Source organism: Massilia haematophila, assembly GCF_042647645.1.
Lineage (GTDB): Bacteria > Pseudomonadota > Gammaproteobacteria > Burkholderiales > Burkholderiaceae_D > Telluria > Telluria haematophila.
Genome location: NZ_JBHRVV010000001.1, coordinates 2,427,619 through 2,441,746, shown reverse-complemented (window position 1 = coordinate 2,441,746; position 14,128 = coordinate 2,427,619). Strand labels below are relative to the sequence as shown.

General features: G+C 68.0%; 12 protein-coding genes. 4 read left to right on the top strand and 8 right to left on the bottom strand.

Going from position 1 to position 14,128, the window contains the following annotated elements:
• Window positions 1-58: 58 nt before the first annotated feature.
• The 3 genes from ACFOPH_RS10810 to ribA form a co-directional block, all read right to left on the bottom strand.
• The gene (locus tag ACFOPH_RS10810; protein ID WP_379735203.1) at window positions 59-1,033 is read right to left on the bottom strand and encodes an FHA domain-containing protein; all 975 of its coding nucleotides are present in this window, start codon (window positions 1,031-1,033) and stop codon (window positions 59-61) included.
• The gene (locus ACFOPH_RS10805; protein WP_379735201.1) at window positions 1,030-2,478 is read right to left on the bottom strand and encodes a S1 family peptidase; all 1,449 of its coding nucleotides are present in this window, start codon (window positions 2,476-2,478) and stop codon (window positions 1,030-1,032) included. Before ACFOPH_RS10805 ends, ACFOPH_RS10810 begins: the two co-directional genes overlap by 4 nt.
• 103 nt (window positions 2,479-2,581) lie before the next feature.
• Complete coding sequence (gene ribA / locus ACFOPH_RS10800; RefSeq protein WP_312552330.1) at window positions 2,582-3,241, bottom strand: GTP cyclohydrolase II; 660 nt, start codon at window positions 3,239-3,241, stop codon at window positions 2,582-2,584.
• A gap of 146 nt (window positions 3,242-3,387) precedes the next feature.
• Between ribA and ACFOPH_RS10795 the strand changes: the two genes are divergently transcribed.
• The 3 genes from ACFOPH_RS10795 (at window position 3,388) to ACFOPH_RS10785 (ending at window position 8,583) form a co-directional block, all read left to right on the top strand.
• On the top strand, window positions 3,388-5,742 hold the full coding sequence (locus ACFOPH_RS10795) for a sensor histidine kinase (protein WP_379735199.1): 2,355 nt from the start codon (window positions 3,388-3,390) through the stop codon (window positions 5,740-5,742).
• 57 nt (window positions 5,743-5,799) lie between these two features.
• Entirely contained in the window at window positions 5,800-7,548 is a 1,749-nt protein-coding gene (locus ACFOPH_RS10790; RefSeq protein ID WP_379735197.1) for a glycosyltransferase family 39 protein, read from the top strand.
• 165 nt (window positions 7,549-7,713) lie between these two features.
• The gene (locus ACFOPH_RS10785) at window positions 7,714-8,583 is read left to right on the top strand and encodes a hypothetical protein (protein WP_379735195.1); all 870 of its coding nucleotides are present in this window, start codon (window positions 7,714-7,716) and stop codon (window positions 8,581-8,583) included.
• 96 nt (window positions 8,584-8,679) lie between these two features.
• Here the strand turns inward: ACFOPH_RS10785 and ACFOPH_RS10780 are convergent, their stop codons facing one another.
• The 5 genes from ACFOPH_RS10780 to ACFOPH_RS10760 all read right to left on the bottom strand — a co-directional run bounded on the left by ACFOPH_RS10780 (window position 8,680) and on the right by ACFOPH_RS10760 (window position 13,637).
• A complete protein-coding gene (locus ACFOPH_RS10780; RefSeq protein ID WP_379735193.1) occupies window positions 8,680-10,353 on the bottom strand; it encodes a hypothetical protein in 1,674 nt (557 codons plus the stop codon).
• Window positions 10,350-11,831 carry a glycosyltransferase family 2 protein gene (locus ACFOPH_RS10775; protein WP_379735191.1) on the bottom strand — a complete coding sequence of 494 codons (1,482 nt, stop codon included), beginning with the start codon at window positions 11,829-11,831 and terminating at the stop codon, window positions 10,350-10,352. Before ACFOPH_RS10775 ends, ACFOPH_RS10780 begins: the two co-directional genes overlap by 4 nt.
• Window positions 11,828-12,895, bottom strand: a complete 1,068-nt coding sequence (locus tag ACFOPH_RS10770) for a HEAT repeat domain-containing protein (protein ID WP_379735189.1) — start codon at window positions 12,893-12,895, stop codon at window positions 11,828-11,830. The genes ACFOPH_RS10775 and ACFOPH_RS10770 overlap by 4 nt, the downstream gene beginning before the upstream one ends.
• Before the next feature lie 54 nt (window positions 12,896-12,949).
• On the bottom strand, window positions 12,950-13,333 hold the full coding sequence (locus ACFOPH_RS10765) for a response regulator transcription factor (RefSeq protein ID WP_312553375.1): 384 nt from the start codon (window positions 13,331-13,333) through the stop codon (window positions 12,950-12,952).
• Window positions 13,334-13,418: 85 nt separating this feature from the next.
• Window positions 13,419-13,637 (bottom strand): DUF3820 family protein, encoded by a 219-nt coding sequence (locus tag ACFOPH_RS10760; protein WP_312553377.1) that lies wholly within the window; start codon window positions 13,635-13,637, stop codon window positions 13,419-13,421.
• A gap of 70 nt (window positions 13,638-13,707) precedes the next feature.
• Between ACFOPH_RS10760 and ACFOPH_RS10755 the strand changes: the two genes are divergently transcribed.
• Complete coding sequence (locus tag ACFOPH_RS10755; protein WP_312553379.1) at window positions 13,708-14,127, top strand: DUF1810 domain-containing protein; 420 nt, start codon at window positions 13,708-13,710, stop codon at window positions 14,125-14,127.
• Window position 14,128 lies beyond the last annotated feature (1 nt).

The following is a 14,128-nucleotide window of genomic DNA, read 5'->3' as shown; positions in this document are numbered from 1 at the left end:
CCTTGAACCCTGTCGAGATTCCGCGATCATCATTTATTTTTGGCAAGGTGTCAAAGCCTCACGGCTCGGGCGCATCGCCGCGCCGCGCCTCCTCGTCGGCCCGTTCACGGTCGAGCCTGGCTTTCATGCCCGCCACGTCGGCCATGAACTCGTCCACCGTGGCGTCGGGCGTGGCGCGCATGTCGGGCGGCAGCAGCACCGACATGTAGAGTTCGTCCGCCAGGCGGCCATTGCGCTGCTCGTTGCTGATGAGGACCAGTCCCGAGCCGAGCACGGCCAGCGCCGCGCAGATGATGGCGAAGCGGCGCCGCGGCTGCGGTTTCACCGTCATCAGGTGGAAGTAGATCATGCCGGCCACCAGCGCGATCGCGACATGCGAGCCGTAGCGCGTGAACACCTCGATCGAGTAGGCGTAGCCGACCGCGCTCGAGGCCAGCCGGAAGGCCATCAGCACCGCCACGCCGCAGCCGAAGATGAACAGGTGGCGCCCGAGGCGGGCGTGGCGCCCGAACAGGCGGTTGCCCAGGGCCCACAGGCCGGCCCAGACCAGGCCGGCGCCCAGCCCGTAGGCCAGCGCCTGCAGATAGCGGAACAGGCGGAACGGCTGGGTGTCCGCCAGCCACATGGTGAACAGGGCCACCAGCGCGATCAGGAAGGCGCCGGCCAGGCCGGGCAGGGCGCCTTCCCAGCCGTGCATGGTGCGGTCCAGCAGTTCGGCCGGCACCGGGAAGTCGGCCGCGCGCACCCGCAGCGTCGTGTGGCCGAGGCGCACCACGGTGTTGCCTTCCAGCGGCAGCGTCTTGATGCGCTTGCCGGCATGGACCATGCCGTTCCTGGTACCGAGGTCGCGCAGCACCAGGCCGCCGTTGCCGTCGCTGTCCACCTGGGCATGGCGCGGCGCGGCGTAGGTGTCGTCGAGGATGTAGTCGTTGTCGTAGCCGCGCCCGATGCGGATCGGCAGCGTGTCGACCCGGTGGCGGTGCAGCACGTCGCCGTTGCGCGCGAGGGTCTCGATGAACCACGGGCCCGTCATAGTTGCCCGCTGCGCCCGAGCGCGACCAGGAAGGCGCGGGTGACGCGCATGCCGTTGTCGTAGGAAACACCGGCCACGTCGAGCCGGCTCTGCAGGCTGGCTTGCGGGTTGTCGGTGCTGGCGGTCAGCAGCGTGAAGTTGTACAGGCCGGGGAACTTGCGGTAGGCGCGCACGCACACCACGGCGCGCAGCGGCAGCGTGTTCGAATGCACGAAGCGCTCGCTGCACAGGGGGCCGGTCAGGCGCGCGTCGCGCGTGCTGCCCAGGCGGTCGACACGGAACTGGCTGCTCGCCAGCGCCGCGAAGCGCAGCGGGTGCAGGTTCGGCGAGCGCAGGTACTGGTGGGTCATCGACACATGCCCGGTCTGCTGGGTGTCGGAGACGTAGATCGCGGACTCCATCGCGCAGCTCATGGTGTCCGCGCTGTAGGACGTGTCGGCCTTCACGTTCGAGCGGCCCCAGCAGCGCACCTGGCCGGATTCGCGCACCGGCACCCGGTACGGGCCCATGCTCTTGATCGACAGCGGCGAATCGAGCAGGCGCGCTACCATCGCGCGCTGGTGCGCCAGCAGCTGGGCCGCGATCAGCGGATTGAAATCCTTCGGCGGCGCGCCCTGCAGGGAGACCTGGCGCAGCAGTTCCTGTGCGTACTTGACCGGCACCAGGAAGCTGACCGCCTCGCCGTCGCGCCGCTTGGAGACGTTGATGCCGGCCACGGTGCCGCCGGCGGTCACGCTGGGGCCGCCGCTCATGCCCGAATTGATCGGCCCGCTGAAGATCAGCTGGTCGTAGAAGCTGCGGCTGACCACGCCGTTGTAGGCGCCTTCCGAGATCGCGAAGCCGAGGTCGAGAGGATTGCCGAGCGAATACAGCGGCTGGCCCTGGGTCAGCTTCACCGGCTGTTCCGGCACCAGGAAGAAGCCGCTGCCCTTGCGGTTCACGCGCACCACGGCCAAGTCGTGCAGCACGTCGACCGCCATCAATTCGATCGGGCCGCGCTTGCCGTCGGTGTCGACGTACTCGCCGGTGTAGACGTCCGGGTCGAGCGCCATCTGCGACACCACGTGGTAATTGGTCAGCACGAGGTTGCTGTCGCCGACCAGGAAGCCCGAACCGACCGTCGACTGGGTGCGGCCGTTACGCAGCAGCATGCGAATCTGCAGCAGGTCGCCCTGGGCGGAGGAATACAGTTCCTGGGCGGCCGAGGAGGGCGGCGGCAGGGTGGTGGTCTCGTCGGTTTCGCCGGGGCCGGGGGCGGGCGGGGTGGCGGCGGGCGGCGTGGCCGGCGGGGTGACCAGGGGCGGCGCCGGGGGCGCCGGGGTTGCCTGCCTTGAGGAAGCGGGCGGCGCGGCGGTGCGCTTGGCCGGCGCGGCCGGCTTGTCGCCGGTCGCGGCGGTGGAGATGCTCAGGCAGGACAGCAGGGCAAGGCTGGCGGCGCGTCGCATGGTGTCGTCGGCGCTTGGCGCGGCAGGCGGGGCCGCTGCCCGCGCTTCTTAAAGGTGGCAGACAGCGATCATCTTGCCACCAGATCAGCCTTCGTGCAGAACCTTACAGTTCGCCATCTTGCGCCACGACTTCGGCGGGCGTCATCATGTGGCCGAGCTTGGCCTGCTTGGTGTCCAGGTAGCTGTTGTTGAAGGCGTTGCGGTTGACCAGCAGCGGCACGCGCTCGGTCACCTCGATGCCGAGGCGGGTCAGGGCATCGATCTTGCGCGGGTTGTTGGTCATCAGCTTGACCTGCCCGATGCCGAACTGTTCCAGCATCGGGCGGCAGAGTTCATAGTTGCGGGCGTCGGCGTGGAAGCCCAGCTGCAGATTGGCCTCGACCGTGTCGGCGCCGGCTTCCTGCAGGCGGTAGGCGCGAATCTTGTTCACCAGGCCGATGCCGCGGCCTTCCTGGCGCAGGTAGAGCAGCACGCCGCGGCCTTCGGCGGCGATGCGCTTCAGGGCGCCTTCGAGCTGGGCGCCGCAGTCGCAGCGCTGCGAGAACAGCACGTCGCCGGTCAGGCATTCCGAGTGCACGCGCGCCAGCACCGGCTCGCCGTTGCCGATGTCGCCCAGCGCCATCGCCAGGTGTTCCTTGCCGGTGGCATGCTCGACGAAGGCGTGCAGCGTGAACTGGGCCCAGGGCGTGGGCAGGGCGCAGGACGTGACGTAGTCGAGCAGATTTTCGCTGGCAGGCGCTGGTGCGGTCGTAGTGTTGGACATGCTGGTCTTGGGACAAATGGCTGTAGCCGGTAAGTATAAAAGAAATCGGCTCTTCCCGTGCGGTCCGTGGCCGTGGCCGCCTGTGGCTGCTGGCTCCCCGCCGCCGCGGCGTGGTACGCTTGCGCTTCAGTCAACACGTGAGCAATATGGACCAGGATAGCAACAACACCACGGGACCGCGCCCGCGGCAGGGCAGGCGCCGCTCGCTGGGCAGCTGGCTGGCGCTGGCGTTTTCGCTGCTGTCGATCGTCCTGACCCTGTTGCTGGTCGAGGTGGTCGACATCGCCGCCACCGGCCAGGTCGAGACCAGCATCGGCCAGGGCCTGCGCGAACTCGCCCTCCAGACCGCCGACAAGCTCGACCGCGGCATGTTCGAGCGCTACCGCGAAGTGCGCCTGCTGGCCCAGCGGCGCGACCTGGCGCCCGGCAACGCCAGCCCCGCCGAGCGCCGCGCGGTGCTCGACAGTATCCAGGACACCTACGGCTACTACGACTGGGTCGGCATGGTTGGCATCGACGGCCGGGTGCAGGTCGCCGGGCACGGCCTGCTCGAAGGGGTGGACGTCTCGCAGCGGCCCTGGTTCCGCAACGCGCTGCGCGGGGTGAACGTCGGCGACGTGCACGAGGCTGTGCTGCTGGCGCGCCTGCTGCCGCAACAGGACGGCGAGCCGCGCCGCTTCGTCGACGTCGCCTTCCCCTATCTCGATCGCGACGGCAAGACCATCGGCGTGCTCGGCATCCACCTGTCCTGGCAGTGGGCGCGCGCGGTCGAGCGCTCGGTGATCGCGCCGGTCGCCGCGCGCGGCGGCCGGGTCGACGCCCTGATCCTCGGCAGCGACGGCACCGTCCTGCTGGGACCGAAAGGCCTGCAAGGCCAGCTGCTCGACCTGCCCAGCTTCCAGGCCGCCCACAACGAGGACGCCGGCTTCGTCGTCGAGCGCTGGCCCGACGGCCAGTCCTACCTGGTCGGCTACGCCAGCAGCAATGGCTTCGACAGTTATCCCGGCCTGGGCTGGACCGTGCTGGTGCGCCAGGCCGTCGACGACGCCTACGCGCCGGCCCTGGCCCTGCGCCAGCGCGCCATCTGGAGCGGCATCGCCCTGGCGGCCCTGTTCTCGGTGGTCGGCGTGCTGGTGGCGGGCCGCATCACCCGCCCGCTCGGCCAGCTGGTGCGCGACGCCGGCCGCATCCGGCGCGGCGAGAGCGTGCAACTCGACACGAAGGGGCGCACCTACGTCGAGGTCGAGCGGCTGTCGGATACCCTGAACGCGCTGGTGGGCGACCTGGTGCGCGGCCGCGCCGAGCTGCAGGGCCTGAACGCGACGCTGGAGCAGCGGGTCGAGGCGCGCACGGCCGAGCTGGAACGGGCGCTGGTGGCGGTGCAGGCCAGCGAGCAGCGCGTCGGCGCCATCGTCGAGGCGGCCCAGGACGCCTTCGTCGGGGTCGACCTGCGCGGCCTGGTCACCGACTGGAACAGCGCGGCCGAGCGCATGTTCGGCTGGAAGCGCAGCGAAGTGCTGGGCTGGCCGATGGCCGAGATCCTGGTGCCCGAGCGCTTCCGCCCCAGCACCGCGCGCGCCATCGACCAGTTCCGCGCCACCGGCCACAGCGTGCTGCTGGAGCGGCGCGCGGAACGCATCGTGATCAACCGCCAGGGCGACGAATTCCCGATCGAGATGACGGCCGGCCTGGCCAGCAGCAACGAGGGCGTCTTCTTCGCCGTCTTCCTGCACGACATCTCCGAGCGCAAGAAGATCGAGCGCATGAAGAGCGAGTTCGTCGCCACCGTCTCGCACGAACTGCGCACCCCGCTGACCTCGATCCGCGCCTCGCTGGCGATGCTAAGCGAAGGCATGGCCGGCGAACTGCCGCCCGACGTGGCGCGCCTGGTGACTGTCGCCTTCGAGAGCAGCGAACGCCTGGTGCGCATGGTGAACGACGTGCTCGACCTGCAGAAGATCGAGGCCGGCGTCATGCATTTCGAGCGCCGCGCGCAACCCTTGCTGCCAGTGGCCGAGCACGCCCTGGAGGCGATGCAGGGCTATGCGAAACAGCTGGGCGTCACCCTGCGCCTCGAATGCCGCGAACCGGCGCGCAAGCTTGCCGCCACCATCGACCGCGACCGCCTGGTGCAGGTATTGACCAACCTGCTGTCGAACGCGATCAAGTTCTCGCCGCGCGGCGGCCTGGTCACCCTGGTGCTGGCCGCGCACGAAGGCTGCGCGCGGCTGTCGGTGTGCGACCAGGGCCCCGGGATCCCGCCGGAATTCCAACCGCGCGTGTTCCAGCGCTTCGCCCAGGCCGATGGCGCCGACACGCGCCAGCAGGGCGGGACCGGACTGGGGTTGAGCATCACCAAGAGCCTGGTCGAGGAGCATGGCGGCAGGATCGGGTTCGAGACGGCGGAGGGGCAGGGGACGACGTTCAGGGTGGATTTGCCGCTGGCGCACGACCAAGAGCGTCTGCCGGGTGGCAGGCGGCAAGCCTCCGGGTTGACCTGAACATCGCCCGCGCTCTGCGGTCGAACACGGGTCTTCAGTTTGGCGGGAGGTCGAACCATGCTTCTTCATACCGCACCCGATGGGACACAGGTGGCTGCCCGCGAACTCCGCCGCGAACCATGGATACCGAGGCGAGCCGCCGTTTGCCTGTTCGTTGGATTCTGCCTGGTCTGGTTCTACACGCTGGGCGCGCGCACGCTGGTGCCGAGCGACGAGGGGCGGTATGCGGAAATTGCCCGCGAAATGGCCGCCAGCGGCGATTTCCTCACGCCTCACCTCAACGGCATCAAGTATTTCGGCAAGCCGCCCCTGCAGGCGTGGGCGACCGCGCTGGTCTTTTCCGCGTTCGGGCTCGGGGAGTGGCAGGCGCGTCTCTGGACGGGGCTGTGCGGACTGGCCGGCATCGTCATGGTCTACCTTGCCGGCAGCCGCTTGTACGGCAGGGCCACCGGCATCACGGCGGCACTGGTCCTGGGCTCGAGTTTTTTCTGGGCCGGGGCCGGCCATGTCGCGTCCTACGACATGGGCTTGAGCGCGATGCTGGCCTGCGCCTTGTGCGCCATGCTCATCGCGCAGCGCCCGGCCACAACCCCGCGCGCGCGGCGCAACTGGATGCTCGGCTGCTGGGCCGCCATGGCGCTGGCGGTCCTGTCGAAGGGCCTGGTCGGCATTCTCCTGCAGGGCATGGTGCTGGTCGTGTACACGCTGGTGTCGGGCGACTGGCGAATCTGGCAACGTCTGCATGTCGTGCCCGGCCTGGCGCTGTTCCTGGCGATCGCCGCGCCGTGGTTCGTGCTGGTCTCGCTCGAGAATCCGGAATTTCCGGCGTTCTTCTTCATGCGCGAACATGTAGGCCGCTTTACCAGCGACGTACACAGCAGGTACCAGCCGTGGCATTATTTCCTGCCCTTCCTGGTCGTGGGCATCGCCCCGTGGTTCGGCGTGCTCGCGCAAAGCCTGCGCCACGGGTGGCGCGCCGGCGCCGCTGGGTTCGATCCGGGCCGTTTCCTGGTGGTCTGGGCTGGTTCGATCTTCGTTTTCTTCAGCCTCTCGAACGCCAAACTGCCGGCCTATATCCTTCCGGTCTTTCCGGCGCTGGCGCTGCTGATTGCCCGCTATCTCGACAGTGCTTCGCACAAGGCGACGATCGTCGCGGCAGCCCCGCCTGCCACGCTGGGCGCGGCCGTCCTCGTGTTCCAGTGGATCGGTCCTGCGCTGAACAACATGCATGCGCTGGCGCCGGCGCAACGAGGCATCAGGTACTGGATCGCCGGCGCTGCCGCACTGCTCGTGTTGGGCGGTATCGCTGCCGCGTGGCTGGCGCCTCGCGCACGCGCATGGGCGTTGACCGTTCTCGCCGCGGCGGGCTTCCTGGCAGGGCAAGCGCTCATGCTCGGACATGAGTCCTGGGGACGAGACAAGGCGGGCGTCGCCCACCTCCCGGCCATCCGGTCGGCAATCACGCCGCAAACGCCGCTGTATGCGGTGGGGCAGTACGAATACGCGCTGCCGTTCTACCTCGGGCGCACGATGATCATGGTGCACAGGGCCGAAGACGCCATGCGGCTGGACCTGGAGCGGCGGCCGCATTTGTGGATATCCAGGCTCGACACCTTCGTCGCCACCTGGGAAGCGCAGCGCGCACGCGGCATCAAGGCCATCGCCTTCGTGCGCCCGGACATCTACGCGGACCTACGGCGGCGTGGGGTTCCCATGCGCGTGATCGGACAAGACGCGCGGCGCGTGATCGTCACGAACGATGTGCCGGCGGAACGGCGCTTCCCGACGAGGCCTGGACTTTCCTAGTTCGCTCATTCGTCGACCTCGCGACGCATTTCCAACAGATGGTGTCGCTTGATGACATCAAAAAATTATTAAATGGCAATATTTTGTTCGGATGAGTATCATACGGTGACAAAAAGAACATTAACCACATTAACGTCCTCGCAGGCTCGCCGTCACCGAACAGATATGAAAATCAAACAGATTATCGGCGTAGTAGGTTTTTCCATACTTGCCCAATCGCACGCACAAACCGTCGACCCAGAAACTCCCGCAGTCGATAGCGATACCAAAAGCCCGGTCGTGGCCATTCCGAAGCCCGTGGCGGGCATCGCGAAACAATACAAATTCATGGGCAAGTCCTTGTCATCTTCGTGTCACAGGGATAGCGACAAGATGCTGAACACTGCGACGCTGCTCGTCGTCGCAGGCCATGAAAACTGCAAGACAGCGTATTCGGGACCGAAAGGCTTCTACATCGTCTACAAAGGCCTGCAGAAATATTATATTGCCGAGGCTGATCTGGAGTTGTCCGAGGAAGAGGCAGAGTCGGTCAAATCGCTCTCTGAAGAACAGAAGGCAGGATTTTCGAAACAGGCAGAGTTGACTGCGATTCATGTGCGCCAACAAGAGCTTTCCGACATACTCGACACCTTCAATCGTCACAAGAAGAGCGGCTTGACGGTGGTTTCCAGCGGAATTGCGGACGTCAGCGAGCACACGGAGGGGACGAGCTTTTCGATCGAAGTGCTGAATCAGGCGAAGAAGCCAATCAAATATGTCTGGTTCACCGTCGTGGGCTATAACGCAGTGGGCGACCCTGTACGTAACCGCTCTGGCGCATCGACGACAGTCAAAGGAATCGGCCCGATTGCTCCCGGTGCTTCCGCCTCCTACGAGTGGGACTACCTCTGGCACACCGATATCGTCGAATCGTTCAAGATCCCGAAAATCAAGATCCAGTACATGGATGGTTCGTTCCGCGAAGTGCAAAACGTTAAGGCGATTACGCTGAGCAGATCTCAACGCATGACTTTTCAGGAAGTACTCGACAACTAGTAGGTGGGCCCGTTGACGCGCAGATTGATGTTCAATCGGCGTGCGCGTCAACGCTTACCGCTCGTTGCTCCCTGTTCCTGGATGTAGGCAGGCTTTTCAACGCCAGCCGTGCAAGGCAACCCCGGCAAACCCCGCCCAGGCACCCAGATCGCGTTCCAGTTCCGGCAGCAGCCTGCGCAGCCTGTCCTTGTCGCCATAAAAGCTGGTGGCGCTGCCATCGAGGATGCGCTCGCTGCTGAAGCGATACAGGGAGCCGGCGGCCGCTTTCGCCGGCTGGCGCAGCAGCACCAGCACCGGCGTCTCCCCGGCCTGGGCCAGCAGCAGATCCCCGGCTTCGCCCGCATCGGCCCGCACGTAACGGCGCTGGCGCTCGGCGCCGACGCTCCCCGCTTCGAGCGCAATGTGCACGCGCTTGTTGTGCACCGCCGCCCAGTCGAGGAAGGGCACGGCGAAGCGGACGATCTCGTCGGGCGCGGTGCGGTAGTCCATCACGGCCAGGCCGTCCGCGACCTGCGCCAGGCCGTCCAGCAGTGCGGTCTTGTCCCACCACCAGAACGGCACCACGAATTCGAGCGGCATGGCGCCGGCCGCCTCGCGCAGGGTGCGCGCCATCGCCAAGTACTCGCGGTCGCGATCGTTCGGGGCCAGCACCGCGTCCGGCAGCAGGTAGGGTTCGACGTCGAACTGCATTGCGCGCAGGCGTTCCTCCGGCGCAGACTCGCGGTTGTAGGCGGCAAAGGCGCGGGCACGGTCGGCGGTGGCGGCGCGGTGATTCGGCAAGGCCATGTGCGGGTCGCCTTCGACGCTGGTGACCGTGATGCCGGCGCTGCTTGCCTTGCGCACGAAGGTGCGCAGTTGCTGCGGATCGCGCACTCGGGGACCGTCGAGGGTGACGACGATGAACAGTTCGCCGATGTTTTCGCTCTTGGCCCAGGCCAGCAGGGCGTCGCCCTTGTCCATCCATTCGCCGCGGTCCCAGATCCAGGTCGAACGCGGGGCGGGCTTGGCCGGCGCGACAGGTTCGAGCCGCAGCGCGTCGAGGTCCAGGGTGGCGGCATGCGAGGGGCATAACAGCACGAACTGGCGCCAGTTGGCGCGGTCCAGTCGGGCCGGCAGGGGCAGGGCGACGCTGCGCGGGGTCTGCGTGGCCGCGAGTTCGCCGAGCGCATACGACGACTCGCGCGCGCTCGATGCGGCGTCGGCGGCCTGGAGCGCGAAGCTGCCGCTGCCCGAGAAGTCTGCGCCCAGTGCGAAGGCACCCAGCGCGAGCTTCCACGGCCCGTCCAGCAGGACGCCGGCCGGCCGCGTGCCGGCGCGGCATTGCAGGCGCAGCTTGCCGTCCTGATGGTTGATGCTGACCCGCTCCTCGATCCCGAAGGGGCGCAGCTTCGCATCCGGCAGCAGGTTCGCGCGCAGCGGCATGGTCACGCGACGTGGCGTGGCATTGGCGGGAGCGGGCTGGGGCAGGTCGTGGCTGCTTGGCACGAAACGCTTCTGGTCCGCCGGTCCGTAGAGCAGGATGGTGCGTGCCGGACGTTCTCCGGCAGGCAGCGGGTACAGGGCGTCGACCTGGCTCACATCGACGCCGAGCGGCGTGGCGCGGCAACCGGGCAGCGATTGCGCGCTGGCGACGACGACCAGTTCGCCCGGACCTGGCAGGGCGGCGCGCGCGGCGTCGGCCGGGGCCTGGGAGGCCGGACAGACCTGCAGCGAGGCGGCGTGCGCGGAAGTCATCAACAGGAAGAGCGACGCGAGGAAGATCGTTTTCATGAGGCGCTGCCCGGCGGCCGGGTCGAGGTCGTCTCGCTTGGTGGGCTGGTCGGCGGCGCGGCCTTGGCGTGCGCATCGACGCCGACGCCCTTGCGCTTCATCGCGCCCCAGCTCGCTTCCTTCTGCACGGCCCAGCGCCACAGGCCGACCAGGCGCCACCAAGTGTTCAACTGGCGGTAGCCGAAGTTCTCCAGGATCACGACCAGGCCCAGCAGCATCAGCTGCTTGCCGCGCGGGTAGAGGTGGAAGGACATCTCTTCCAGCATCAGGCCGGAGGCCGACAGCAGGATGCCCAGGCCGAGGGCGACGAACAGGAAGGCGCCGAAGGCTTCCCAGGAAATCAGGCCGGTGAGGAAGGCGTAGGCCATGAAGATGTAGCCGCCCAGCTCGATCACCGGCCCCAGCCACTCGAAGAAGAGCATGAAGGGGAAGGCGACCCAGCCGGGGACGCCGCCATTCTTTGAAAACATCAGGCCCCAGTTGGCGCTCAGGCTTTCGGCCAGGCCGCGCTGCCAGCGCACGCGCTGGTTCTTCAGCGTGGCCAGGTCTTCGGGCGCCTCGGTCCAGCAGACCGGGTCGGGCACGAATTCGATGCGGTAGGGCTGGCGCTTCTCGCGCAGGGTGCGGTGCATGCGGACCACCAGTTCCATGTCTTCGCCGATGGTGTTGGGCCGGTAGCCGCCGGCCAGCACCACCGCGTCCTTGCGGAAGATGCCGAAGGCGCCGGAGATGATCAGCATGCCGTTCAGGGCCGACCAGCCGAGGCGGCCGAACAGGAAGGCGCGCAGGTACTCGACCACCTGGAACAGGGCCAGGGGGCTGCGTGGCAGGCCGACCCTGGTCAGGAAGCCGCCGCTGATCTCGCAGCCGTTGGCCACGCGCACGGTGCCGCCGGTGGCGACCACGGTCGGGTCGCGCAGGAAAGGCTCGGTCACCTTCGCCAGGCTGTCGCGCTGCAGCACCGAGTCGGCGTCGACCCCGCAGAACAGCGGATAGCGCGAGGCGTTGATGCCGGCGTTGAGCGAGTCGGCCTTGCCGCCGTTAACCTTGTCGATCACGCGCACGTTCGGGTAGCGCGTCGAGCGGTAGATCTGGCGCACCTCCTTGGTCGGGATCTGGCGGCGGTAGGCTTCGGGGAAGGGCAGCAGGGCGAATTCGCGCCGCAGCACGTCGAGCGTGCCGTCCTTCGAACCGTCGTTGATGACGATGATCTCGAACTCGGCATAGGTCAGCTGCAGCATCGAGCGGATCGAGGCGGCGATCGTGGCCTCCTCGTTATAGGCCGGCACCAGGATGCTGACCGGCGGCTCCAGGCCGGAATAGGCGCGCGGCAGCTCGCCGATGAAGGCTTCCTGTCCTTTGCGGTAGAGCGCGCGCAGCGAGAACAGGTTGAGCAGCAGGTAGCCGCCGTTGAGAAGCACGAAAAACGCCAGCACGAACCAGGTGATGAAGGCGACCAGCAGGTTGTCGGTATTCATGCGGCCCCGCTTTCGGCCATCGCCTGCGACAGCATGTCGGCCGCGAAGCGGTCGGTAAGCCCGGCGCGCAGGCTTTCCAGTTCGGCGCGCGGCAGCGCCGGCAGTTCCAGCAGCGCCTGGGCGGCGCGGTAGCGCACCCACCATTCGCGGTCGCCCAGCAGCGCCACCAGGCGCTCGGCGTCGGCCCGTTCGCCGACCCGGCCCAGGGCGCGCGCGGCCTGCACCCGCACCTGCCAGTCCGGATGCGCGAGCAGCGCGCGCACCTCGGCAATGGTCTCGGGCGTGCGCACGCTGCGCAGGGCGGCGATCACGACCGGCATCGCCTCGCTGCGGAGGGCTTCGGCCAGCAGGCCCGCCGGCAACGTGGCGTTCAGGGCTTCGGCGATGCGCAGGCCGCGCGGCAGGCGCGCAGCCTCGAGCCGGGGCAGGTGTTGCGCCAGCGCGGCGCCGGCCGCTTCGCCCGCCTGCTGCAGGATCCCGGCCGCGAGCGACAGCGCCCAATCCTCGCGCGCGATGAACAGCGGCACCATGTAGTCGCTGGCCGCGCGTGGGTCGACCCGCACCAGCGCCCACAGGGCGGTCAGCGACATCGTGTCGTCGGGCAGTTCGGCCATGCGCATCAGGCCATCCCAGGCCTGGCGGTCGCGCAGGTGGCCCAGCACCAGCGCCGCCAGCAGGCGCGCCGGGCGGGCGCCGCGTCCCAGCAGGGTGCGCGCATAGGCGTCGATGCCGGCGCGGCGCGCGACCTCGTTCAGGGCCTCGTTCGCTTCCCCGCGCAGCGAGCCCTGCAGGTGCGCCCAGAGGCGCAGGAAAGGCAGGCGTTCGCTGGCGCGCAGCGGCGGCAGCGTGGCCGGGATCTCGCCGACGATGGCGGCGTTCAGCACCGGGCGCCAGCGCGTCAGCGCGCGCGCGTCGATGCGTTCGCGCCGGCGCAGGCTCATGCGCATCACGATGATCTGCAGGCCGAGCAGCGCCGTCAGGAGCAGTGCGGCAAAACCGGTCCAGACCGCGGCGGTGATGAAGATGTCGGATTGCGCCGCGCCGGCCACGGGAAGGGCCTGCATGCTAGGTACGCAGCCGGGCCGCGGCGCGGGGGCCTCCCGCTTGCCGGGGCATGCTCATGCGCCGGTCCTCAGGAAGCGGCGCACGCGGGCCAGCAGTTCCTGCGGCTGGAAGGGCTTGATGACAAAGTCGTTGGCGCCGGCGTCGAGCGCGCGCACGGTGTCGCGCTCGGTGTTCTTGGCCGTCAGCATCAGCACCGGCACGTCGCGCCAGGCCGGCTGCGAGCGGATCAGGCCAACGATCTCGAAACCGTCGACGTAGGGCAGCATCACGTCGAGCAGCACCAGTCCCGGCGCTTCGGCGGCGGCGATGTGGGCGCTGGCGGCGCGCCCGTCGGCCAGGTGCACCACCCGGTAGCCCTGGCGCTCGAGCATGAAGCGCAGGACTTCGGCGATGTGTTGGTCGTCCTCCACGACGAGGACGGTTGGAGCGGCGGGCACGGTATTTTGCATGCGTTCTGGAAAGCGTAAAGACCGCTGCCATTATAACGAAGGTGCACCGCTGCGGGGCACGCCCGGCGGAGGCTCAGCGCCGGTCCCGGCGCAGCGGATCGAGCAGCCCGCGCAGGGCATTGTGGTCGAGTTCGTACATCAGGGCCAGCAGTTCGCCCAGTTCGCCGCGCGGGAAGCCTTCGCGCGCGAACCAGCCCAGGTAGTGGCCGGGGAGGTCGGCGATCTTTTGCCCTTTATATTTACCGTAGGGCATTTCGCGCGTCAGGAGCAGAGGCAGGTGTTCGGGTTTCATCGTGGACGCCACTTTAGCAAATCCGGGGAACGCGGTAGCATGAAGACGACGTACTCGCTGGGAGAATGCCATGGACAAGGATTTCGACCTGGACCGCTTCGTCGCCGCGCAAGACCCGGTGTACTCCGACGTACTGGCCGAACTGCGCACCGGCCGCAAGCGCACGCACTGGATGTGGTTCGTCTTTCCCCAGCTCGAAGGGCTGGGAAGCAGCGAGATGGCGCGCAAGTACGCGATCCGATCGAGCGACGAGGCCGCCGCCTATCTGGCCCATCCGGTGCTGGGCCCGCGCCTGCGCGAATGCGCGCGCCTGGTCACCACCCACCCCGACATCGCGATCGGGCAGATCTTCGACAGCCCCGACGACCGCAAATTCCATTCCTCGATGACGCTGTTCGCCGACGTCGCGCCCGACGAGGCCGTGTTCCAGACCTGCCTCGACATCTTCTTTGACGGCGAGTCGGACCCGGCGACGCTGGCGCGCCTGTAGA

Coding starts and splice junctions, on each gene's coding strand:
- ACFOPH_RS10760 (WP_312553377.1), bottom strand. CDS start 13,637: ATGAAACCCGAACACCTGCCTCTGCTCCTGACGCGCGAAATGCCCTAC.
- ribA (WP_312552330.1), bottom strand. CDS start 3,241: ATGTCCAACACTACGACCGCACCAGCGCCTGCCAGCGAAAATCTGCTC.
- ACFOPH_RS10755 (WP_312553379.1), top strand. CDS start 13,708: ATGGACAAGGATTTCGACCTGGACCGCTTCGTCGCCGCGCAAGACCCG.
- ACFOPH_RS10785 (WP_379735195.1), top strand. CDS start 7,714: ATGAAAATCAAACAGATTATCGGCGTAGTAGGTTTTTCCATACTTGCC.
- ACFOPH_RS10770 (WP_379735189.1), bottom strand. CDS start 12,895: ATGCAGGCCCTTCCCGTGGCCGGCGCGGCGCAATCCGACATCTTCATC.
- ACFOPH_RS10780 (WP_379735193.1), bottom strand. CDS start 10,353: ATGAAAACGATCTTCCTCGCGTCGCTCTTCCTGTTGATGACTTCCGCG.
- ACFOPH_RS10810 (WP_379735203.1), bottom strand. CDS start 1,033: ATGACGGGCCCGTGGTTCATCGAGACCCTCGCGCGCAACGGCGACGTG.
- ACFOPH_RS10790 (WP_379735197.1), top strand. CDS start 5,800: ATGCTTCTTCATACCGCACCCGATGGGACACAGGTGGCTGCCCGCGAA.
- ACFOPH_RS10775 (WP_379735191.1), bottom strand. CDS start 11,831: ATGAATACCGACAACCTGCTGGTCGCCTTCATCACCTGGTTCGTGCTG.
- ACFOPH_RS10805 (WP_379735201.1), bottom strand. CDS start 2,478: ATGCGACGCGCCGCCAGCCTTGCCCTGCTGTCCTGCCTGAGCATCTCC.
- ACFOPH_RS10795 (WP_379735199.1), top strand. CDS start 3,388: ATGGACCAGGATAGCAACAACACCACGGGACCGCGCCCGCGGCAGGGC.